This is a genomic window from Brevibacillus schisleri, from assembly GCF_055685845.1.
On the sequence record NZ_JBVNDM010000001.1, the window covers coordinates 1,129,648 to 1,151,399 of the forward strand.

Below are 21,752 nucleotides of genomic sequence, written 5' to 3' on the forward strand. Positions count from 1 at the left end.
AATCGTGTAGAAATCATTTCTATACGGTTCTTTTTATTTTGGAGGGCTATCTCATGATGGGAATCGATGGAGACAAACAGCACCAGTTTATGTTCTTAAATTTGGATGATCTTGTACCCGAGAATCATTTTTTACGTGTTGTTCGTAATAAGATTGATTTTTCTTTTATCTATGAGAAAGTGCAACACTTATACTCGCCTGTAGGTCGTCGCTCAGTTGATCCAGTTTTGTTAATGAAAATGATCCTTATCGGGTATCTTTATGGCATCCCTTCCGAAAGGAAGTTGGAACAAGAAATCCAAGTGAATTTGGCCTATCGATGGTTTTTAGGATTGGACTTAACTGACACTGTTCCCGATCATTCCACACTGAGCCAGAACCGCCGTCGTAGATTTAAAGAAAGTCATATTTTTCAGGAGATCTTCGATCACATCGTCTCGGAATGTATTCGAACTGGTTTAGTTACTGGGGAAATAATTGTTGTTGATTCTACTCACATCAAAGCGAATGCATCGATTAATAGGTCAGAAAAAGTTTTAGTGGAGAAAAAGCCTACTGAGTACCTTGAAGAGCTAGAAAAGGAAGCACGGAGAATTAAAAAAGACAGAGATAACGATCCCACTAGGAAAAAACGAGGAAGAAAACCTAAAACCTCTCCTCCTGAGAAGGAAGTAAAACAGAGCACAACAGACCCGGAGTCAGGTTTATTGAACCGTCCTAATAAACCCAAGGGATTTCACTATTTAGCGCATACCAGTGTGGACGTTAAGCATGGAATCATAACTGATATACACGTTACGGCTGCTAATGTGAATGACCACGAACCATTTATAAAGCGATTACAGATACAAAAAGAGAAATTTGGTTTACATATTGGCAAAGTAGGCGCAGATAAAGGGTATGATCGCTCTGGAGTACACCATGAATTAGAAAATTTAAAGATAACCGGTTATATCTCTCCGATAAAAGGTGTTATTGATCAGACCGAAAGGTCAGTACAATTTACATTTGATGAAATGAACGATGCCTATTATTGCTCGAATGGCAAGGCACTTCAATTTACTCATGTTAAGTGGCACAGTTGGAAACAAAGTTATAGCAAAATTTATGCTGCCCAAACAAAGGACTGTAAGTCCTGTGAGTTACGCCAACAATGTTTTGGACAAACCGCATCTCGCAAAACAATAGAAAGACCATTATTCCAAGAGGCTAAAGAACGCAACCAAGCAAGGAAGCAAAGCCAAGAGTACAGTGTTATCCAAAGGCAAAGAAGAATATGGTGCGAGGGTACCTTCGGTACAATGAAAAGGCAGCATAACTTAAAAGAAACATACAAAAGAGGCATTCGAAATGTATCCGAACACTGCCTCTTTTCTGCAATGGCAATTAACATTAAACGAATGATAAAAGCAAACTAATCACAGGTTACGAAACAAAACAATCCGACGACGTATAAGTGAAAAAACGGCAAAAGGGTTAGGGCATTGGGTCCCTAACCCTTTTTGTCAACAGCCCCTTGTGCAGGTGACCTTTTTCGCTATGCCCGTATCACTTTTCATGAGCCAGGGTCGATTTGTAGCGATGTAAGTAAGATGAGCGACCATTGCCCGCATTTCATCACTGTTGTATGGCAATGGTTTACCATTCATGCATCGTTGAAAAAAGCCGTTGATCCGATCCTCAATTGTCAGTACCTTGTCAGAGCGGGCGATGTACTGCGGATCGACGGCGGTAACTCCTGTCAATGACGAGGTCGAATCCAGCCCGGCATTGCCATGGCAGCTTGAGTAGGAGAGTTTGTTATCACTTGCTTATGGCTGTAGTGGGGAGAAGAATATTTCCAGTCTAGGCTCCAGGCTCCGTCCTGCTGAGGGTTGGGACTGTCCGCTCCGAAGGGATTCACGGGGAAACGCAAAAGTGGTAGCCGCTACGTCGCATGGGCACGGTTGCGTTTCTTTTTCCCGCGAATCCCTTCTCCGCTCGGTAGGACTCCACAAGTCGCTACGTCTGGAAATATTCTTCTCTATCGTAACTGATTGCATTCTTCATTTTTTTATGTCGTTTACAACCCGTTTAAACACGGAAAGCTCGTAGAGGAAACAGGAGAAATAAGCGAAGATCTTAGGGACACCGACCGAGACGGAATGCAAAAAGCGAAACACGCTCTTAAGCGTCCACCTCTGAAAAACCTCCTGAATGGACTACTTTGGACGCGGTTTCGCTTTTTACATGGAGTCGTGCAGTCAATCCCTCAGCAGGTGGCCCTAGAATCTGAGCGTTTTCTCCTGTTTCCTCCCCACCACTACAGCAACGTACTAGTGTTGTACGTCATATGATCAAGCTGTAAAAATCAACTCATACACCATCTTCACAATCAAGGTAATGGATACAACCAAGAACAACGGACGGACATAACGTACTCCCGTTTTGATGGCCATTTTGGCACCGAGGTTTGCCCCCAACAACATCGCAATCCCCATGATAAGCCCAGTCATGAAGACGACCTTGCCCTCCATGGTGAAGACAAAAAGCGCAGAAATGTTACTGGCCAGATTCAATATTCGTCCATTGCCGGCTGCAATCACAAAATCATAGCCAAACAAAAGCACCATCAGAAAAACAAAGAACGAACCGGTTCCTGGCCCGAAAAATCCATCGTAAAATCCGATTAAAAAGGTAAAAGGAATCCCGATGCCGAGTGTAAATTTGGTCAGCCCTTTGTAGTTGGAATCTTGACCGAATCGTTTGTTAAAAAGGGTGTAAACAAAAATGAGTGCCATCATAATAACGACAAGGGTCTTCAAAAACTCCTGAGGAACGAACAGAACTGTTTTCGCTCCGAAATAGGCGCCGACCAGGGAGACGGGAAACAAGATCAGCATGAGCTTCTTGTCAAATTTACCGTTCTTGATAAAGGTGTAGGAGCTGGTGGCAGATGAAATCGTGCCAGCCAACTTGTTTGTGCCAAGAGCAAGGTACGGTGGCATTCCTAGACCGAGCAGAGCGGGGAGAGAGATGAGTCCACCTCCACCAACAGTACTGTCGATGAATGCTGCAACGAATCCAAAGACGGCGAGAAGTACGATCGTTGATAAGTCCATTTCCACTAGTAATCACCTGATTCTCTTCGTTTGTAATAATCCAAGTCTAGCACGCTCCTTTTCGTTTGCAAGATAGAATTTCTTTGAAATAGTAAATAGATTAATATACTTTGCATACCGATTTGTTGAAAAACTGTTTGGCTTACAGTATAATGAAGTCGTAAGCTTGACCTACATAATTTGAGGAGGAATGTTACAATGGCACATCAACTTCCTGCATTGCCTTATGCACACAACGCTTTGGAACCACATATCGACGCGCAAACCATGGAAATCCATCACGGACGCCACCATGCTACTTATGTTAACAACCTGAATGCAGCTCTGGAAGCACACGCTGACCTGCAAGGTAAAAGCGTTGAAGAGCTGATCAGCAATCTGGATGCTCTGCCTGAGTCCATCCGCACTGCTGTTCGCAACAACGGTGGAGGCCATGCTAACCACACATTGTTCTGGGAAATCATGAGCCCGAACGGCGGCGGCGCACCAACTGGTGAACTGGCTGACGCAATCAACGCGGCTTTCGGAAGCTTTGACAACTTCAAAGCAGAATTCGCAAAAGCAGCTACTACTCGTTTCGGTTCCGGATGGGCTTGGCTGACTGCAGAAGGCGGAAAAGTAGCAATCAGCTCTACTCCTAACCAAGACAGCCCAATCATGGAAGGTAAAACACCTATCCTTGGTCTGGATGTTTGGGAGCATGCATACTACCTGAACTACCAAAACAAACGCCCTGACTACATCGGTGCGTTCTGGAACGTAGTAAACTGGGATGAAGTTAGCAAGCGTTTCGCAGCAGCGAAGTAATTGTAACTTTACCAGCTATAAGGCTTGTCGTTCTTTAGGAACGGCAAGCTTTTTTTGTTCAGAAGAAAGAAACGGCATCAATTCTGGATACACTTGTAACCGTGATGATTATGCGATATAATACTTACAAAAAGTAACTAAGTTTAAAAAGTATAGAGGAGAGTGTACGCATATGATGCCGTCTTTTTTCATTGCACATGGTGCCCCGTTACTTGCTATAGAAAACAATGCCTATACAGAAGCACTGAACCAATTGCCTGGCCTGCTCCCGCGCAAGCCACGTGCTATTGTCATTTTTTCCGCTCACTGGGAAGCCTATGATCAAATGGTGGGAACCATGGACACCTTCCCGACCATTCACGATTTTGGCGGTTTTCCGCAAGCGTTATACGAAATCGAGTACCCGGCAAAAGGAGAGCGTGAAGTAGCGGATGAAACCATCCGACTTCTTCAGGAAGCCGGCATTCCGGTCGCTTTGAACACGACAAGAGGCTTGGACCATGGACACTGGGTAGTTTTGCGCCATATTTATCCGGATGCAGATATTCCTGTTGTTGCCTTATCAGTTAATCCGAACCTGACAGTGAAGGAGCAATATCAGATCGGTAAAGCACTCAGTCCGCTCCGCGCAAAAGACGTTCTGATCCTCGGCAGTGGCGGAACTGTCCATAATTTTTCCTATATGGACTTGAGAGAGTCTGATAGTAATACCTTTGAGTGGGCGGAGCAATTCGAAGACTGGCTGCAAACAACATTGACTGACTGGAATGTCGATGATCTAGCCAACTATCGCGAACTTGCTCCACATGCCGAAAAAGCTGTTCCCGCGTATGGAACCGAGCATTTTGTCCCACTCGTGTACGTCATGGGTGCTGCCGACGATGAGCGTACAGCGAAGCGCCTGCATATGAGCATCCGCTATGGAAGTCTCAGCCACACCCTTTGGCAGTTTGGTGATGCAAAATAATGACCGTGCACATGGAGGATGTTTATCGGGAGTATAAATCATTACTGTTTTCCCTTGCGTACCGGATGACTGGCTCCGTAACGGAAGCGGAGGACATTGTTCAGGATACTTTTCTTGCATTGGCAGGTACCGACATCCAAGACATTCACCATGTAAAAAGCTATCTGTGCAAAGCTGTGACCAATCGCTGCCTGGACGTATTAAAATCAGCCCGTTGGAAGCGGGAGCAGTATGTAGGGGAATGGCTGCCAGAGCCGATGCTGGACGCTTCGGAAACCAATGATCCCTTGCAAACGGTGATTGCCGAAGAAGCCGTCTCGTATGGCTTACTTGTTCTCTTGGAGAAACTACCGTCGACGCTACGGGCCGTTTTTGTGCTCCGAACAGCACTCGACTACGAATACAGCGAAATTGCTGCGATGCTCGGAATGACCGAAGTAAATTGCCGTAAGAAGTTTAGCCTTGCGAGAAAAAAGCTGGCTGAAGCAGGTTATCAGGCGATCGTCCCTCAGCCAAGTCGGACTTCGAGTTTGGTAGAACAGTTGATGCTGGCCATCTCCAAGTCAGATGCGAAGTCGTTGATCGGACTTTTGACAAAAGATGCCGTGTTTGTCAGCGATGGTGGCGGGAAAGTCCGTGCGGCTATTCATCCCATCTTCTCAGATGAGCGGATTACGGCCTTCTGGATGGGGGTATGGCCAAGGTGGGCTTCTCATGCTACCATGCAAATTCGCTCGATCAATGGCCAGGATGGAATCGCTGTCTACTCCGAAGGTCAGCTGAAAGCGATCATGCAGATCACAATGAATGAAGATGATCGCATTGCACGCTTGTACATGATGGTCAATCCTGATAAGCTTGCCCATCTGCAAAAAGAAAATGGATGATTCGTCACAAGAACGACGCTTCACTCGTCTTTGAGGTTGAAAGCAAATTCGAGTGGAGAGGAAAGATGAATCATGCAAGCTAGAATCAATCATCGTACAGTAAATCCCGAAGCGTATCAAACCATGCTCAAGCTGGAAAAATTCGTGAATGAGAGCGGCTTGGACAAAAAACTGATTGAGCTGATCAAAATTCGTGCTTCCCAAATCAACGGCTGCGCTTTTTGCATGGATATGCATACGCAAGATGCGCGCAAGCTCGGTGAGACAGAGCAACGCATTTACTTGCTCAGTGTATGGAGAGAATCCGCGGTTTACACAGAGGCAGAGCGCGCCGTCCTTGCTCTGACAGAAGCAGTCACTGTCATTACAGCTAATGGTGTTTCTGAAGAGCTCTATCAGCAGGTTCGCGAGCATTTTGACGAGAACGAGTACGTTTCCTTGATTATGGCAATCAATACGATCAACTGCTGGAACCGAATCGCGATTTCGACAGGAATGAGTGCCCCGTATAATAAGTAAAGATCACTCAAGCAAAAGACACGCCTCTTATAAAAAGGAGCGTGTCTTTTTTCGTTGCTATACATCCATCTCGACTTTTCTGCCGGGATAGAACTGTTTCTCTTCGGAAAGTGGGTTACCTTTGGCGGTCAGTGCAGTAGGTGTAATCCGGAAGATGGCAGTTGTACTGCCCATCGAAGAACGATACTTGATGACATGCTGTAAAGGCAACGGTTCTGAATAGTAGCCGGGTACGTACTTGTCGATCATGGATTGCATCGCATCGCGCATCTCCTCAGGTTCAGAAACACGCTCAATTGTTCCGGCGATAAACACACTCATGTAAGCCGTATCGATATGGGCAGGCACAGGTGAGGCGATTGTGCCGTACTCCTCGCAAACACTGAAACATACGCGGTTGTTGCCATTGATCATTTCGATTTTTCTGCCAGAATCCGCGCCGTGAAAATAAATACAGCCATTCCACCAAGCAAAATTCAAAGGCAGGATGTACGGCTCGATTTCATTGGACAAGCCGAGATGGCCGACCTTTGCCACTTGCAAAAATTGGTCAATTTGCTCCTGATCAGTAATGGTACGCTTGGAATAACGAATTGGTATCATGTCGAGTCCCCCAGTCTGTCGTTGTTATTTTGATCGTAATGGGTATTTGACTAGGAGAACAGGTGCAATTTTGGTAAAAATGAACGGGTCAGATGATCAAAAAATAACCGCCCTCTTCTAGCAGGGGCGGGAGTCTCGTCTTATTACGAGCGTTTTGAATCCAATTTTTTAGTGAGCTGTTCTTCTCCGCGGTGGATCCAGCCGACGAAGGAATCGCGGATGGTCAGATCAAAGTCGAGGTAGACCACGGCGACGAACATGTAGTGACTTTTCCCTTGAAAACGCGAGCGGTAGCGCAGATCAATCCATTTGACCTCATAGCCAAAGGAACGCTCCTTTGTTTCTACATGCACATGATGAGTAAAAGCGAGGAAGGACTGGACTTTGTAACTTTTCTTGGCTGCCGCAATCCGCTCATTTTCCGGTTTGATGGAGAAGGTGTCCAAGATGACGACGTCCCCCGAAATGACTTCACCTACATACCAATGCTGCTCTGTCTTTGCGACGAAGGTCCAATACGTCCAGGAAAGAGTAGGGATGATGGTGAAGGTACCAGCTTTGCCGATTCGTTGGCGAACCAGCTCCGTCGTACGTCTTTGCACCTGACAACGCCAGTAGTAGTATCCGGCAATGATCACATATATCCATAAAAAGACGTGTCCAGGATGCGCGCCTGCCGCCCATAGCATAAAGCCGACGAGATGAGCAGCGAAAATGAACGGATCGAAAATGAAAATGGCGTTGAGCGCCACCCATTTATCGCGAAACGGGTACAGGCCCTTTGTGCCATAGGAATTAAACAAGTCAACGAATACGTGTAAACAGACGGCCAGGAATATCCAGCCGAGCAAATGCAGCCAATGGGGCTGTGGCATCATGGCCTGGATGAGAACAAAAATGGCTCCAGTCCAGAGAAATAAAGCGGGAACCGAGTGAGAAACGCCTCGGTGGTTGCGAATGTAGGCAGCGGTACCACGAAGGCGGACTAAGCCATCCAAATCAGGTGCCTGCGAGCCAATGACCGTACCAATCATGACGGCCATTGCAAGTGACGGAGTAGAAGCTACGACAGGATCAAGATAGGCGAGCCCGGCCAATCCAAAGCCCATGGCAAAATGTGTGGCTGTATCCATGGAATCGTTGTCTTCCTCCCTTCCTTCCACTGTTATTGTTTATTATAGCGTTTGCCTAAGGTTAATTCCCGCCCGTTCTGAAAATATTTGTGTGCTTGTTCGATACGCGGTGGGAAGGGTATGATGAAAGCGTTGAATCGGTAAAGGAGGAACACGTCGCATGCTAACGGTTTTCATTGAATACAAGCTGGATACTGAAAAACGAAGTCACGCTCTGCGATTGCTCACCTCGATGGCTGAGCGAATGGAAGCGATGGGGGCACGTCAATACCGCTCAATGGAGGGCTTGGATCAGCCCGGTCTGTTTGTCGAAACGTTTGAGGTCGAGACTGTTCAAATATACGAAGATATCAAGGCAAACCGATTGGCAGATCAAGACTTTTGCGACTGTATTTCCGGCGGAGCTGCGAAACTGCATGTGTGGGCGTTTCGTCCCGCTTAAACTGGGTTGAAAAGGAGTAGAGTAAACGGAAATGGCGAGAAAAAAAGAAAGCTTGAAATATACACTTCCTGAACAATTTCATGTGTTTGGCTTTGCTCAGGATTTGCTGGCCTGGTACGACTCACAAAAGCGGGATTTGCCTTGGCGGATCAATAAAGACCCATATCGGATCTGGGTATCGGAGATTATGCTTCAGCAAACACGCGTAGAGACCGTTAAACCTTATTATGCGAATTTCATGGAGAAATTTCCGACGGTGAGTGAGTTAGCGAAAGCACCCGAGGAAGATGTCTTAAAAGCGTGGGAAGGACTCGGTTATTACTCCCGCGCACGCAATCTTCAAGCTGCAGCCCGCGAGGTAACGGTTCGCTATGGAGGCGTTGTGCCAGATACACCAGAAGAGATTGCTACACTAAAAGGTGTCGGGCCGTATACAGCAGGTGCCATTCTTAGCATTGCCTATGAAAAGGCGGAGCCGGCTGTGGATGGAAATGTTATGCGTGTTTTTTCACGCCTGCTGTATTTAACTGATGACATTGCCAAGCCTGCCACAAGAATCAAAATCGAACATCTCGTACGCCAAGTCATTCCAGAGGGAAGAGCGGGAGATTTCAATCAGGCTTTAATGGAGCTGGGAGCGATGGTCTGTGTTCCACGCACTCCGCAATGCTTGACCTGTCCGGTGTTTGACTACTGTATGGCGCGCCAAGAAGGAGTGGCAGAAGAGCTGCCGGTCAAAGGCAAAGCCAAACCTCCACGTCCTGTTGATCTGCAAGTAGGTATTATCATTCGCGACGGCAAAGTATTGATGAACAAGCGTCCCGATCAGGGGCTACTCGCCGGCATGTGGGAATTTCCTACTGTTGAAACCGAACAGGAAAGTGATGCTGCCAAGCAGGAGGCACTCGCAGTTGGATTGCGTGAACGATTCGGAATCGATGTAGAAGTCATGCAGCCGTTAGGTACGGTTCAGCACGTTTTCTCCCATTTGCAGTGGAACATGCAGGTATGGTCTTGTGACTGGATCGAAGGGGAAGAGCTCCCCGTTCATGCAAGATACGCAGCTTGGGAGGAATTAGATGCTTACACCATTCCGATGGCGCATCAAAAAATTCGCGAGCTGTTGGGACAAAAATAACAGGTAGGCAAAGCTGTCGAGCATTTCTCGGCAGCTTTTATTTATTTCATCAGACCGATGTGACGCAAACCGTGAGATATCCCGCCATCATCGACGTGGCGCGTGACGTAATTGGCATGCGGCAGCAAAGCTTCATGCGCATTACCCATGGCGATTCCCATCCCGACATAAGAGAGCATTTCTTTGTCATTCAGACCGTCTCCAAAAGCGACTGCCTTGCCTGGCGCAAGCCCGATATGGGATAGAAGCGCTTCAATACCGAGTGCTTTTGAACCGCCTTTCGCAAAAACATCCATACAATACTCATGCCAGCGTATAAACGAGAGAGCGGGAATCTCTTCTCTGTACTGCTGTTCATGCGCATCTGGTGTAAACAACAGCGCTTGATAAATATTTTCAGAATGGGCGAAATCTGCATTGTGATCAGGGGAATCAAGCTTCAGTTGCTGAAAGGTCCAATCCAAATACGGATGCTGCTTATGGGTAGAAAAGCCCGCCGTCCTGCCTTGAAACAGGATAGGATGGTCGTGTTGGGCTGCGATCTGTTGCAATTGATCGAGTGTTTTGGTCGGGATGGGGCGATCATAAATGGTTGTTCCTTTATAGACGACATATGCGCCATTGCAACTGACATACGAGTCGATGCCGCACTGCTTGGCAAGCTCGTCAAAATAATAATGAGCTCTGCCTGTTGCCAAGACGACCTCGATCTTGTTTCTTTGCAGCTCTTGAATGGCTTCGAGTGTATCCGGTGGTATGATTTTCTCTTCGTTGATGAGTGTTCCATCAATGTCTAAAAAGACGATTTGATACTCCATGATTTCACTCCCCACTTTTCTCCTTTTGAATCCATTATAAAGCTTGGAGAGAGGGGAAGAGCAGTGGAAAATAAAAAGATCATGCCCCCGCAGACATGATCTTTGTGAAACTGTTACTTTTTATCGAATCAAAAACTCTGGAAATTGTGTCACGATCTGATGCTTTTGTTCTTCGATGCGTTTCAGCGCTTGCTGTTGCATGTATTTTGCTTCAAGTTGCTTCGGTGTCAATTTCCGTTTCTCAATAATGATTGTGAAGAAAATCATTGGAATGTACATGAGTGTATCCCTCCCATCCCGTTAGTTTGGTGCAGTCAGCTACCGTCTATCGCTTTGACTCCTGTAAACCTCATCATCTGACGCCGTTGTTTGTTTTTCATACCAAAATCCCTCCTGTAGTCAAGTAGTGGTGTCCATTAAATGCGGCTCACAAATTGTGCAGCTTCAAAAGCGTGTTCTTCGGCGCGTTCTTCGAGATAGCGACAGCGAGCAGATTCTGCGAAAAGTTTCTCTGCTTGTTCCTTATTGCGTTCAATCTTGACAGTGAAAAGCAAAAAGTTCAGTACCATTACCAATCACCCCCTTTCAAGGTGGAAAATGTTAATTCATGAGAAAGAAAAAGACCACGGGCGAAAGCCTGCGGTCTTCTGGCAACAAAAACGGACATGCCGTTTTGAAGGGCATAGAAAGACCACAAGCAACAACGCCTGTGGTCGGTAATAGACGAAAAGGAAATGTTGAAGAGTACGAATACTACTGGAATTCGTCGACCCAGGAGGCGCTGCTATATTCAGTTGTAACATCCACAAGACGATCAAGAAGAGCTGGTTTTAGATTCATTGCTATCATCATCATGGTGCTGCCTCCTTTCTTTCCGAAGTAGTAGTGTGAGTGGAACGTACTCTTAGAATATGGCATTTTTTTCTTGTTGTAAAGCGATTTTTACCTATTTCTAGAAGAAAGTATATTCTGAATATAATAAAAAATAATAAAAAATAAACAAATATGTAGTCTGGTGGGCAATGGAAAGTTTACAATGAGAATATAACGGATAACCATATAGAACAATCATGACACGCAGAAAGGTGATGCTAGTGAATGAAAACACCCAGACTCACTGTAAAATCCAAGCTTATCGCTACATTTTCCACAATATTAGTGATCCCCATGCTTTTGCTCGGGTTGCTCTCTTATCAAAGTGCCAAGGCTGAGCTGTCAAATGAATTGCTGACGACTGCCTCTGAAAACGTTCGGTTGATAGATGCGCTTTTGAATCAAATACTGTTGGAGCAATCGAGGAATGTGGAATGGATTGCTTCTGATATTGTACGCGATGACATCTTAGAAGAGACCAAAATGGAAACGAAAAAGCAATTGAAGCGTTTTCTCGCGATGAACCCAGAAGTGAGTGAGGCGTATATCGGGGACGAAAATGGTGGCATGTTGACCGCGACTGGTTCGAAGCTTCCAGAGGGGTTTGACCCGCGTAAGAGGGATTGGTACATAGCAGCTATGAAGCAACCAGGCAAGAGCATCATTGTGGATCCATACGTTGATGCCATAACCGGAAAAATCGTTTTGGGAATGGCGATGGCCTTGCCAGATAAATCCGGTGTTCTGGGAATCGATATTCAACTGACAGCGCTCGACGCGACGGTCAAGCAAGCGAAAATCGGGACCCAAGGATATATGGCGATTTTGGATAAAAACCGAAAAATGCTAGTCAATCCAAATGGAGAGTCTGGCGTTGAGGTTGTGGAGTCTTGGGCGGATACTGTATATGCAGAACAGTCAGGTCGATTACAATTTCAGCACGAAGGAAATCCCGTCCAAGCCGTGTTTACTACGAATGAAAATACGGGTTGGAAGCTGGTTGGCATGATGTATGAAAGCGAAGCAGCAGAAGCAGCAAATCCGATTTTTTACACGATGCTCGTGATTATAATAGCTGCGCTGGCGCTAGCTGGCGGAGTCATTTACCTGATATTGCGCTCCTTACTCCGTCCTTTGCGCATGTTGACAGAAGCAGCGGAAAAAATGAGCCAAGGCGATGTAACACAACAAGTACATATACGAAGTGACGATGAGTTGGGTACGTTGGGAAAAGCCTTCAATCATATGGCGGGATCTCTTCGTTCCTTGCTCCATTCTGTGAATGATTCCGTTCAGCAGCTGGCTTCTTCGGCAGAGCAGCTCTCTGCAAGTGCGGACCAGACAAGCAAAGCGACAGAACAGATCGCAGAGACCATGCAAGAAATGGCGGAAGGAACCGAGCAGCAAGTCTCCCATACGCAGGAGGGTAACGCAGCAGTCGAACAAATGTCGGCAAGAATCGGTCAAATCGCAGAGCATACACAAAACGTATTCATCGCAGCTAGGGAATCGTCAGACTTAGCAGTGACCGGAAACAAAGCCATTCAATCGGCTGTGCTGCAAATGAACGCATCCAGCGAATCGATTCACGGTCTGGCAAAAGTCGTGGATAATTTGGGTACCCGTTCCCAGGAAATCGGAAACATCGTGGATGTGATCACTGCTATCGCAAACCAAACCAATCTGCTCGCACTAAATGCGGCAATCGAAGCGGCTAGAGCAGGGGAGTATGGACGAGGCTTTGCTGTGGTGGCTGATGAGGTACGCAAGCTGGCAGAGCAATCTGCAAGCTCGGCACAACAAATCAGTCAGCTGATCACCGCGATTCAAGCGGAGACAAACCATGCTGTGTTTGTCATGGATCAGAGCAAGCGTGAAGTCACGCAAGGTATTGAAAAAGTGAACGAAGCTGGTCAGTCCTTCGAACAAATTCAATCAGCCGTCAATGAAGTGGCAGAGAAAATCGGTCAGGTATCTGAAGCGACACGTCATTTCTCTACAAGGGCACAGCAAGTGGTTGAGATCATTGGTCATATTTCCGAAGTGACACTGCAAGCGGCTGATGGAACACAAAGTGTATCCGCAGCTGCCCAGGAGCAGCTAGCCTCTATGGAAGAGATCGCTTCCTCGGCCGTTTCTCTTGAACACCTCGCGGAAGAATTGCAAAACCAGATCGGTCAATTCCGTATCTAAAAACAAGCCCGGTGCCGTGTCTACATACACGAGCAGCCGGGCTTTTTCCTTAATCGTAAATAGGTGACGAGGAATGATCCCATCCCCCGCTGTCTCCATTCACTGGCCCTCTGGATTCAAGCTCATGGATTACTTTGACGTGAAGAGAGGCTCCTTCTGCACTGAGGTAAGCTGCCAATTGCGAAAAATTGTGATGGTAATAAAGTAGCTCATTCATTTCCCAATCAGCTAGTGGCACCATGGTTAATTCGGATAATTCCCGACCTATGTACACCCTGCCATTCCTCCTTATGTGGTAGTGGTTGCCTAATACCGCGAGCTTAGTATGGCTATAGTTGAGAGGATCAAGTCATGCCGGGATTTTTTCCGTAGGTGGAAAAAGCGCAGGTGGAGTTGTATAATGAAAAGGTGATTTTTACATATTAGTACCTGCTATTAATAGTTGGTCAGGTTGGGAGGTAATCTTTTTATGAATACAACGAAAAAAGTTGCACTGGTTACTGGCGGGACCCGAGGGATCGGAAAAGCGATTGCTCTTCAATTGGCGGAACAGGGTTATGACCTGGTGCTGAACTATTTGCGTAACCGCACTGCGGCAAGAGAAGCAGCAGCAGAGCTGGAAGCAAAGGGCGCTCGTGTCCATCTGATCAAAGCCAATGTAGGGGATGTAGCAAAAATCAAAGAATTGTTCGCAGAAATTGACCAGGAATTCGGTCGCTTGGATGTCTTTGTGAACAATGCGGCATCGGGTGTATTGCGTCCCCTGATGGAGCTGGAAGAAAGCCATTGGGACTGGACCATGGAAATTAACAGCAAGGCGCTGTTGTTCTGTGCGCAAGAAGCGGCAAAACTAATGATCAAGGGTGGCAACGGCGGAAAAATCGTGAGCTTGTCCAGCCTTGGGTCCATTCGCGTACTCGACAACTATACAGCCGTTGGCGTATCGAAGGCAGCTGTAGAAGCGATTACTCGTTATTTGGCAGTAGAGCTCGCACCGCATAATATTGTAGTAAACGCTGTATCTGGCGGAGCGGTGGATACGGATGCACTCAAACATTTCCCGAATCGTGAAGAATTGCTCGGTAGCTCAGCAGAGCGTACGCCAGCAGGACGCATTGTGGAGCCGGAAGATTTGGCTAATGCTGTGATGTTCTTGCTCTCCGACAAAGCGTGGATGGTTCGCGGACAGACATTGATTGTAGACGGCGGTATTTCTCTTTTGACATAATGATTAATTGTAGATGGAGTATGGAGTTGGAGACTTTGTGGTGTTGCGACACAAGACAAAGTTGTCCATGTGTTGTACAATAGAGGAAGAAGGTTACGAAGGAGGCAACACATGCTGATTCGTCCGTTTCGACTCGGTGACTATTCGGCTATCACACGTATTTGGCAGGAGACGGGGTTGGACCAATCGGACAAAGAGTCATTGAACGATTTGGCCCAGCATTTGGCTTGGGACAGCGATCTGGTAATGGTTGCGGAAATTGAAGGCAGAGTGGTAGGGGTCGTGGTTGGCACGATCGACGGAGCACGTGCCTATTTCTACCGATTGGCTGTACTTCCAGAGATGCAAGGCTCAGGTATTGGTCGCGAACTCGTTGAAGCAATTGAAAAGCGTTTCAAGCAACGAGGTGTCAATAACGTCTTGATCATGGTCAATCAATCAAATCCGGAAGTCCTTCCGTTTTACCTTTCACTTGGCTATGAAGTACAAAAATATGTTACACTTTCCAAAAAGCTCTCTTCTTAAAGGAGGCTTGTCCCCATTCAAATAGAGAAGAGAAGAAAGGGGAGAGTCATGTCACCAACTCCGGGCTCCAATATCCGCATAGAAAGTTATAAACATGACCATTCGTTGCACCGCATATGGGACAAATCTACGTTGATTCATACCAGTGATGCGGTGGTGATTGGGGGAAATGATCGGGTCAAGGTGACAGAAGCAGACGGGCGGGAATGGCGTACGCGTGAACCGGCCATTTGTACATTTGGTAGAGGCCAGTGGTTCAATACCATTGCCATGATTCGTGATGACGGTATTTATTATTATTGCAACATTGGTTCGCCCTTCAGCATGAAGGGGCAATTGCTAAGCTACATAGACTATGATCTCGACGTAAAAGTGTTTCCCGATATGACGTACTCGATTCTCGACGAAGAGGAGTTTCTTTTACATAGCAAACAGATGAATTATCCTCCATTTGTTGTGGAAAGAGTGCAGACAGCATTGCGAGAGGTGCTGGATTGGGTAAGCGCACGACGTGGCCCTTTTCAAAACGGCTTCGTCCAACGCTGGTACGAGCGTTATCTTTTAGTACGAGATGATGAGGAATAATCCCTTTCCCGAATGACCGGGGGAGGGATTTCCTTGTTTGCAAAGGAGGTATGAAGGATGAGCATACGCCGCTATTTGGCTTATGTCCTGCCCTATTGGAAACAAATATTGGGCACTATATTGATTGGTATTATTAAGTTCGCGATCCCACTTGCTCTGCCGCTTCTTATCAAATACGTCATTGATGACCTGCTGCCAAGTCCGCTTCCTCAAGAGGAAAAGCTGAAACAGTTATTTTGGCTGATGCTCGGGGCCTTTTTGTTATTTACCGTCGTTCGCGCCCCTGTTGAGTACATCCGGCAATACTATGCACAGTGGGTATCCAGTCGTATCTTGTTCGACATTCGCAATCAATTGTTTTCTCATTTACAACGACTGTCAATGCGCTACTACAACAATACAAAAACGGGTGAGGTCATCTCTCGGGTCATTAACGACGTGGAATCAACCAAAAGTTTCGTGGAAACGGGATTGATGAATCTCTGGTTGGACCTGATTACGATTACACTGACGATGGGGATCATGCTCTATATGGACGTGGAGCTGACGGTCGTCGCCATTATCGTCTTCCCTTTGTACAGTATCTCCGTCAAGTTTTTCTACAAGCGCTTGCGTCAATTAACAAAGGATCGTTCTGCTGCACTGGCTCATTTACAAGGGTACTTGTACGAACGTGTGAACGGCATGTCGCTCATCCGCAGCTTTGCATTAGAAAAGCAAGAGAGCAAGGAGTTTGCCAAGGAGAACAATCAGTTTCTGGATAAGGCACTGGCACATACGCGGTGGAATGCCCGAACCTTCGCTGTGGTCAATACGGTGACGGATATCGCACCACTTCTGGTCATTGCCTATGCTGGCTACCAAGTCATCGGCGGGAGCATGAGCGTAGGGACGCTCGTTGCGTTTTATGCTTATTTGGAGCGCTTGTACACACCACTGCGACGTCTGGTCAATTCCAGTACGGTACTGACGCAGGCAATTGCTTCGATGGACCGGATGTTCGAGTTTATCGATGAATCGTACGATATCGTCGACAAGCCAAACGCAGGAGAGTTGCCTGTAGACCCTGCAACGAAACGCATTCGTGGAGAAATCCGCTTTGAGAATGTGTCCTTCCGCTATCGGGAGGAAGGCCCTCTCGTCTTGAACAATGTAAATCTGAGCATCTCTTCTGGTGAAACAGTTGCGATTGTCGGGATGTCAGGCGGTGGAAAATCTTCGTTGATTAGCTTGCTTCCGCGTTTTTGGGACGTGACAGAAGGGAAAATTACGATTGATGGCCTCGATATCCGCGATGTGAAGCAGCAAAATTTGCGTCACCACATCGGGATGGTGCAGCAAGATAATATTTTGTTCAGTGAATCAGCAAAAGTGAATATTTTAATGGGCAATCCTGATGCAGATGACAATGCTGTGCAAGAAGCTGCGAAGGCGGCCAATGCCCATGACTTTATTAGTGAATTACCGAATGGCTACCATACGGAGCTGGGAGAGCGAGGCGTAAAGCTCTCTGGCGGGCAAAAGCAGCGAATCGCGATTGCGCGTGTTTTTCTGCGTGACCCGGGTATTCTGATTCTGGATGAGGCGACGTCTGCACTCGACTTGGAATCAGAGCACACGATTCAGGAGTCTTTGTCCAGATTGGCAAAAGGAAGAACCACGCTCATCGTGGCCCATCGACTTTCAACGATTACCCATGCGGACAAAATCATTGTCATGAAAGAGGGACAAATCGTTGAGGAGGGCACCCACGAGCAATTGCTGGAGAGAAAGGGAGTATACTATGGCCTGTGGAGTGTGCAAGATTTAGGAAGTACATCCGACCTGCAACAGGGATAAGCAGATGGGATTGGGGGAAATCCGATGGAGATATGGCGCCGTAATTTATATGTGCTCTGTGGATCGCTGTTTTTCGTCATGGTGGCGATGAGCATGATCATGCCTTTTTTACCGCTTTACATTCAGCAGGATTTCGGAATTGAAGATCCTCATCAAGTCACGGCTTGGGCGGGGATTATTTTTGGAGCCAACTTTTTGACGGCGGGCCTCGTCTCGCCTATTTGGGGAAATTTGGCCGATAAGCACGGGCGCAAGATTATGATTCTGCGTTCGGGATTTTTCATGTCCATTACCATGGCAATGACCGGTTTTGCGGGAAGTCTTTGGCAGCTTTTGGCCCTTCGTCTGCTCAATGGACTCGTAGGCGGAATCATCCCTGCCAGTACCGCATTAGTAGCATCCTCTGTCCCAAAAGAACGAATTGGCTATGCAACAGGATTGCTTCAGTCTTTTATTACGGCCGGAACTATTATGGGACCGCTGTTTGGCGGTGTTCTCGCGGAGAAGATCGGCTTTCGAATGATTTTTGTGATTACTGGTTGCGTATTATTACTGGCGACCTTGGTCATTACGTTTACGGTGAAAGAGAATTTTGTTCCACCTGAAAAAAAGGAACGGTCGAGTCTACGGGAAGATTTTCAGATGATCTTTTCCTCCAAAGAACTCCCGGCGCTCTTTTTTGTAACCGTAATGATCCAGTTTGCGCTGTTTAGCATTATCCCTGTGTTGCCGATTTACATTTCGCAGTTGCTCGGTTCAGAAGGGGCAAAGGTAGCGCTGTGGGCCGGAATTGTCCAGGCATGTATGGGGGTAGCAAATGTCTTCGCCTCCCCACAGCTGGGGCGTTTAGGAGATCGGTTCGGCTCGCAAAAGGTGCTCTTGTTCTCGATTTTGGCTGCCGCAATCATCTTCATTCCACAAGGTCTCGTACATACGGTATGGCAATTGGTCGTGCTCCGATTTTTGTTAGGCTTGTCGCTGGGAGGATTACACCCATCCGTCAATGCTTTGCTGCGGCGAGCAACACCAGTACATATGGTCAGTCGCGTCTACGGCTATAACAACAGCTTCGTCAGTATTGGCAGCATGCTTGGACCGATGATTGGCGGCTTTTTGGCAGGTTATGTGAGCATTAGCGGAGTCTTTTACATGACGAGTGCTTTCCTGTTTATTAACGCAGGCTGGGTGTACTACAGCTTTTTCCGAAACAAATCTGTACAGCATCCTGATTCTGGAATAGAATAAAAGGTAATTTTCACGAAAAGAGGTGCACCTCCATTGTGACGGCGAGTCGGTGTGAATAACTTCATATTCCATCAGGACGTATAGGCTGGTCCTGAACCGACAGGAGGGTGTGCTTTATGTGGCATCGACGCTTTATTTGCCTCTGGGCGGGTCAGACATTGGCCAACCTTGGGGATGTATTTTATATTGTCGCGTTTATTTCGGTCATGTACGCTGCAACTGGTTCTGTCATGTACACGGCGTTCATACCGGTTGTCATCGTAGCCGCGCAGTCTGTGAGCAGCTTGTTGGCTCCGTTAGTGTTTCAGCGTTTGTCGTTGACGGGCATGCTCGTGCTGTCGCAAGGCTTGAAGACAATACTTTTGGCTTTAGCCGCATTAGCTGTCAGTAGCAGTGTGGGAGAGCAGGGAGAGTGGATCTGGCTGTTGTTCGGATTAGGGTCAACCATCGCCTTTATGGATGGATGGGCAAACCCTGCGCGCAACGCCATGGTGCCGCAGTTGGTAGGGCGAGAAGATCTCATGCGAGCGAATGGTTTGCTTTCCACCTCGGATCAAACGGTTCATTTTGCTGGCTGGGCCGCAGGAGGATTACTCGTTTCCTGGCTGGGAGCGGGTGTTGTTCTGTGGGGAACGGTTGGTGCCTATGTAGTGGCAACGATCGCGATGACAGGCATTGTACCGGAAAGTGAAAAGCTGCGTGAAGAACAGGCAGCTAGGGCGACAACAAACTGGCTCACTGGATGGAAAACCATTCGCGATGTACCTGTCCTTAGACTGTTGGTCGCGATGGATGTCGTGATCGGCTTGTCCGGGGGTGTGTGGATCGCTGCGATTATGCTGCCATTTGTCCTCGATGTGCTTGGACAAGGAGAAGAATGGTGGGGCTATATCAATGCCGGTTACATGCTTGGAGCCATTGCGGGTGGGACGCTGCTATTGATGTATGCGGAGCGGATGCGGCGCCATTTATTTCGCTGGATCATTTGCGGTACGATTGGCGTCGGATTTTTTACCTTTTGTTTTGGCAGTAGTACGAACGCTCTGGTGGCACTGTTATTTTCGTTTGCGTTGGGACCGTTTTTGGAAATGGTGCATGTAAGCAAGCAGACGCTTTTGCAGCAAGAGACGGAGGAATCAGTACTGCCCTATGTCCTGTCAGCAAAGGGGACGATTGATTTACTCGTTTTTGGTACTTCTGCCCTAGTGATGGGTGCTATCGCTGAATGGCAGGGAGTCCGGGTTGTTTATTATGTATCTGCTGGATTGCTACTCATCGCTTTCCTTTTGGCGTTGCGCTTACAAAAAAAGCAGACGGATCATACTAGTGGGGTTTCCGTAAATTAAACATGAAACAGGCTGTCTTATCCGTAGATTTTTCTACTGGTAAGGCAGCCTTTTTTGATGATATGTTTCTTGATCATATTCAGTATGTGCTTTCTTTTGTAGGCATACGATTTGCGGGCTATATCATCGGGGAAGGCAACAAACCCGGTGATGTATATTGACAGATCAACGGGGAGTAGAGGAAGCGAAGGTTTTTATGAGTAGCTGAAATGAAGACACCGCGTTGATTTACTGTAATATTCTTAAAATATGAATGGTAGGTTTTCTACAGTCATGAATATGGTTGAGGGGTAATTTTATTTGCTTTATTTTCTCCTGGTTTTGTTGAGAGCGACGCAGGAATGAACTCCGAGGTGTCTGCTTCGATATGCACATGTTTTTCAAGCAATGCCAGTAGATAATGAAAGGTAGGAACCGATTCTTTGGCAAGGATAATTCCTTTTTTGTCGATCAGGACAGCAGATGGGATGGCATCGATTTGGTACATTGAAAACGAAATGGTAGAGGCGATATACTGAATATCGTCCTGGTTTTGGGTCTCGTGAATGAGCTTTCCTGAATAAACAACTAGTAATTTAAGCTGAGGAAATCGTAGTTTTACCTTCTCTAAATGTGGAATGATTTGCTGGCATATGGGACAACCTTCTGCAGTAAAAAGGACAAGTGTAGAGTGACTTTTCATCTCTGTAAAATCAATGCTTGTTCCAGATGGACTGTTATCGATCAGAACCGGGGCTCTGGAGCCTATCCAGTTGTCTACACTCGGTTCTTTTTCTTTTGCTTGTAATTTATTGATAAAGTCTGCTACTAGTTTTGTTAGCAGGTAGATAACGATGAATTGCACAATGACAAATACCCATAACGCAATCACAGACCAATGTATAAACGTTTCCACAGAGGATCGCTCCTTTTTCGTGAGGGAATGATATTTATTTTTCTGCGACTAGCTCGTGTACTTTCTTCCGAATGCTCCCTAGATGTTGACCAATCAGAATCACAAGTGTGGACAACAATGTGATGATCATTAACGTCCAGTACTCTTCTCCATATACGGTCCTGAAATTTCCTGTTTCTAATGCCGATGAGAGATTCCCATAGGTGGTCGGTATTTGATAGACCCAGAGACACATCGTAATGAGCAAGACGTTTCGGCCAACCAGTACCCATGATAGATTGTGATTGCCGACGATACCACCGCAACCACATGATATTTCTCGTCTTCCGCGCAATAAATTGACCACAATAGCCACGCTATACAGGAGTAGTAAACCACTACCAGTCACAGCTGCCCAGGAATAGTACAGCCCGAAAATGAGTAGCAATCCAATCAGCAATTCAGAATAAGTGTCGAGGACGGCAAAAAATCTAATAGATCGCTCAGGCAGTATTTTGTAGTCTTTTACAATTGAAGCATGAGTCGTGCTGTTTTTGATTTTTGATACAGACGAGCTTATAAACAACAGTGCCAGAACCATGCGAAAGATAAAGGATGCGATTTCCAAT

The 21,752-nt window shown here is 46.7% G+C and carries 24 protein-coding genes and 1 pseudogene; 15 read left to right on the top strand and 10 right to left on the bottom strand.

Features of this window, described 5'->3' with window-relative positions:
- Positions 1-53: 53 nt before the first annotated feature.
- Positions 54-1,418 (top strand): IS1182 family transposase, encoded by a 1,365-nt coding sequence (locus ACUUHJ_RS05710; protein ID WP_472298067.1) that lies wholly within the window; start codon positions 54-56, stop codon positions 1,416-1,418.
- An 87-nt stretch (positions 1,419-1,505) separates the two neighbouring features.
- Here the strand turns inward: ACUUHJ_RS05710 and ACUUHJ_RS05715 are convergent.
- Positions 1,506-1,790 (bottom strand): annotated as a pseudogene (locus ACUUHJ_RS05715) (c-type cytochrome); the annotation flags it as partial.
- Between the two features lie 546 nt (positions 1,791-2,336).
- Positions 2,337-3,107 (bottom strand): sulfite exporter TauE/SafE family protein, encoded by a 771-nt coding sequence (locus ACUUHJ_RS05720; protein ID WP_472298438.1) that lies wholly within the window; start codon positions 3,105-3,107, stop codon positions 2,337-2,339.
- A gap of 192 nt (positions 3,108-3,299) precedes the next feature.
- Between ACUUHJ_RS05720 and ACUUHJ_RS05725 the strand changes: the two genes are divergently transcribed.
- The 4 genes from ACUUHJ_RS05725 to ACUUHJ_RS05740 all read left to right on the top strand — a co-directional run bounded on the left by ACUUHJ_RS05725 (position 3,300) and on the right by ACUUHJ_RS05740 (position 6,281).
- Entirely contained in the window at positions 3,300-3,908 is a 609-nt protein-coding gene (locus ACUUHJ_RS05725; RefSeq protein WP_016742791.1) for a superoxide dismutase, read from the top strand.
- A gap of 172 nt (positions 3,909-4,080) precedes the next feature.
- Positions 4,081-4,875 carry a dioxygenase family protein gene (locus tag ACUUHJ_RS05730; protein ID WP_289676387.1) on the top strand — a complete coding sequence of 265 codons (795 nt, stop codon included), beginning with the start codon at positions 4,081-4,083 and terminating at the stop codon, positions 4,873-4,875.
- The gene (gene sigJ, locus ACUUHJ_RS05735; RefSeq protein ID WP_289676388.1) at positions 4,875-5,762 is read left to right on the top strand and encodes an RNA polymerase sigma factor SigJ; all 888 of its coding nucleotides are present in this window, start codon (positions 4,875-4,877) and stop codon (positions 5,760-5,762) included. The genes ACUUHJ_RS05730 and sigJ overlap by 1 nt, the downstream gene beginning before the upstream one ends.
- A gap of 72 nt (positions 5,763-5,834) precedes the next feature.
- Positions 5,835-6,281, top strand: coding sequence for a carboxymuconolactone decarboxylase family protein (locus ACUUHJ_RS05740; protein ID WP_289676390.1), 447 nt, complete (start codon positions 5,835-5,837; stop codon positions 6,279-6,281).
- Between the two features lie 57 nt (positions 6,282-6,338).
- Here the strand turns inward: ACUUHJ_RS05740 and ACUUHJ_RS05745 are convergent, their stop codons facing one another.
- Both ACUUHJ_RS05745 and ACUUHJ_RS05750 read right to left on the bottom strand, forming a co-directional pair.
- Positions 6,339-6,884 carry a pyridoxamine 5'-phosphate oxidase family protein gene (locus tag ACUUHJ_RS05745; protein WP_016742787.1) on the bottom strand — a complete coding sequence of 182 codons (546 nt, stop codon included), beginning with the start codon at positions 6,882-6,884 and terminating at the stop codon, positions 6,339-6,341.
- 143 nt (positions 6,885-7,027) lie between these two features.
- On the bottom strand, positions 7,028-8,017 hold the full coding sequence (locus ACUUHJ_RS05750) for a metal-dependent hydrolase (protein WP_064203194.1): 990 nt from the start codon (positions 8,015-8,017) through the stop codon (positions 7,028-7,030).
- Positions 8,018-8,177: 160 nt separating this feature from the next.
- On the opposite strand from ACUUHJ_RS05750, the gene ACUUHJ_RS05755 reads away from it, so the two are divergent.
- Together ACUUHJ_RS05755 and mutY are read left to right on the top strand one after the other, a co-directional pair.
- Positions 8,178-8,459: a hypothetical protein gene (locus ACUUHJ_RS05755; protein ID WP_472298439.1), complete on the top strand. Its 282-nt coding sequence runs from the start codon at positions 8,178-8,180 to the stop codon at positions 8,457-8,459.
- Between the two features lie 31 nt (positions 8,460-8,490).
- Entirely contained in the window at positions 8,491-9,597 is a 1,107-nt protein-coding gene (gene mutY, locus ACUUHJ_RS05760) for an A/G-specific adenine glycosylase (protein ID WP_289676392.1), read from the top strand.
- 41 nt (positions 9,598-9,638) lie between these two features.
- Here the strand turns inward: mutY and ACUUHJ_RS05765 are convergent, their stop codons facing one another.
- The 3 genes from ACUUHJ_RS05765 to ACUUHJ_RS05775 all read right to left on the bottom strand — a co-directional run bounded on the left by ACUUHJ_RS05765 (position 9,639) and on the right by ACUUHJ_RS05775 (position 10,984).
- The gene (locus ACUUHJ_RS05765) at positions 9,639-10,415 is read right to left on the bottom strand and encodes a Cof-type HAD-IIB family hydrolase (RefSeq protein WP_472298440.1); all 777 of its coding nucleotides are present in this window, start codon (positions 10,413-10,415) and stop codon (positions 9,639-9,641) included.
- Positions 10,416-10,535: 120 nt separating this feature from the next.
- The gene (locus ACUUHJ_RS05770; RefSeq protein ID WP_012684759.1) at positions 10,536-10,694 is read right to left on the bottom strand and encodes a hypothetical protein; all 159 of its coding nucleotides are present in this window, start codon (positions 10,692-10,694) and stop codon (positions 10,536-10,538) included.
- 137 nt (positions 10,695-10,831) lie between these two features.
- Positions 10,832-10,984: a hypothetical protein gene (locus tag ACUUHJ_RS05775; RefSeq protein ID WP_012684760.1), complete on the bottom strand. Its 153-nt coding sequence runs from the start codon at positions 10,982-10,984 to the stop codon at positions 10,832-10,834.
- Between the two features lie 38 nt (positions 10,985-11,022).
- On the opposite strand from ACUUHJ_RS05775, the gene ACUUHJ_RS05780 reads away from it, so the two are divergent.
- A complete protein-coding gene (locus ACUUHJ_RS05780; protein ID WP_289676395.1) occupies positions 11,023-11,298 on the top strand; it encodes a hypothetical protein in 276 nt (91 codons plus the stop codon).
- 215 nt (positions 11,299-11,513) lie between these two features.
- Positions 11,514-13,481 carry a methyl-accepting chemotaxis protein gene (locus ACUUHJ_RS05785; protein WP_472298441.1) on the top strand — a complete coding sequence of 656 codons (1,968 nt, stop codon included), beginning with the start codon at positions 11,514-11,516 and terminating at the stop codon, positions 13,479-13,481.
- 49 nt (positions 13,482-13,530) lie between these two features.
- On the opposite strand, the gene ACUUHJ_RS05790 is transcribed toward ACUUHJ_RS05785, so the two are convergent.
- Entirely contained in the window at positions 13,531-13,755 is a 225-nt protein-coding gene (locus ACUUHJ_RS05790; RefSeq protein ID WP_012684762.1) for a hypothetical protein, read from the bottom strand.
- Between the two features lie 195 nt (positions 13,756-13,950).
- Here ACUUHJ_RS05790 and fabL point away from each other — a divergent pair, with 195 nt between their 5' ends.
- The 6 genes from fabL to ACUUHJ_RS05820 all read left to right on the top strand — a co-directional run bounded on the left by fabL (position 13,951) and on the right by ACUUHJ_RS05820 (position 20,249).
- The gene (gene fabL, locus ACUUHJ_RS05795) at positions 13,951-14,709 is read left to right on the top strand and encodes an enoyl-[acyl-carrier-protein] reductase FabL (protein ID WP_012684763.1); all 759 of its coding nucleotides are present in this window, start codon (positions 13,951-13,953) and stop codon (positions 14,707-14,709) included.
- A gap of 111 nt (positions 14,710-14,820) precedes the next feature.
- Positions 14,821-15,234, top strand: a complete 414-nt coding sequence (locus ACUUHJ_RS05800; protein WP_016742780.1) for a GNAT family N-acetyltransferase — start codon at positions 14,821-14,823, stop codon at positions 15,232-15,234.
- A gap of 48 nt (positions 15,235-15,282) precedes the next feature.
- Complete coding sequence (locus tag ACUUHJ_RS05805; RefSeq protein ID WP_007729805.1) at positions 15,283-15,819, top strand: DUF402 domain-containing protein; 537 nt, start codon at positions 15,283-15,285, stop codon at positions 15,817-15,819.
- Between the two features lie 57 nt (positions 15,820-15,876).
- Positions 15,877-17,658 carry an ABC transporter ATP-binding protein gene (locus tag ACUUHJ_RS05810; protein ID WP_472298442.1) on the top strand — a complete coding sequence of 594 codons (1,782 nt, stop codon included), beginning with the start codon at positions 15,877-15,879 and terminating at the stop codon, positions 17,656-17,658.
- Between the two features lie 24 nt (positions 17,659-17,682).
- Positions 17,683-18,903, top strand: a complete 1,221-nt coding sequence (locus ACUUHJ_RS05815) for an MFS transporter (RefSeq protein ID WP_472298443.1) — start codon at positions 17,683-17,685, stop codon at positions 18,901-18,903.
- Positions 18,904-19,019: 116 nt separating this feature from the next.
- Positions 19,020-20,249: an MFS transporter gene (locus ACUUHJ_RS05820; protein WP_472298444.1), complete on the top strand. Its 1,230-nt coding sequence runs from the start codon at positions 19,020-19,022 to the stop codon at positions 20,247-20,249.
- Between the two features lie 271 nt (positions 20,250-20,520).
- On the opposite strand, the gene ACUUHJ_RS05825 is transcribed toward ACUUHJ_RS05820, so the two are convergent.
- Both ACUUHJ_RS05825 and ACUUHJ_RS05830 read right to left on the bottom strand, forming a co-directional pair.
- Positions 20,521-21,144 (bottom strand): thioredoxin domain-containing protein, encoded by a 624-nt coding sequence (locus ACUUHJ_RS05825; protein WP_142498326.1) that lies wholly within the window; start codon positions 21,142-21,144, stop codon positions 20,521-20,523.
- Positions 21,145-21,178: 34 nt separating this feature from the next.
- Complete coding sequence (locus tag ACUUHJ_RS05830; protein ID WP_472298445.1) at positions 21,179-21,751, bottom strand: MauE/DoxX family redox-associated membrane protein; 573 nt, start codon at positions 21,749-21,751, stop codon at positions 21,179-21,181.
- Position 21,752 lies beyond the last annotated feature (1 nt).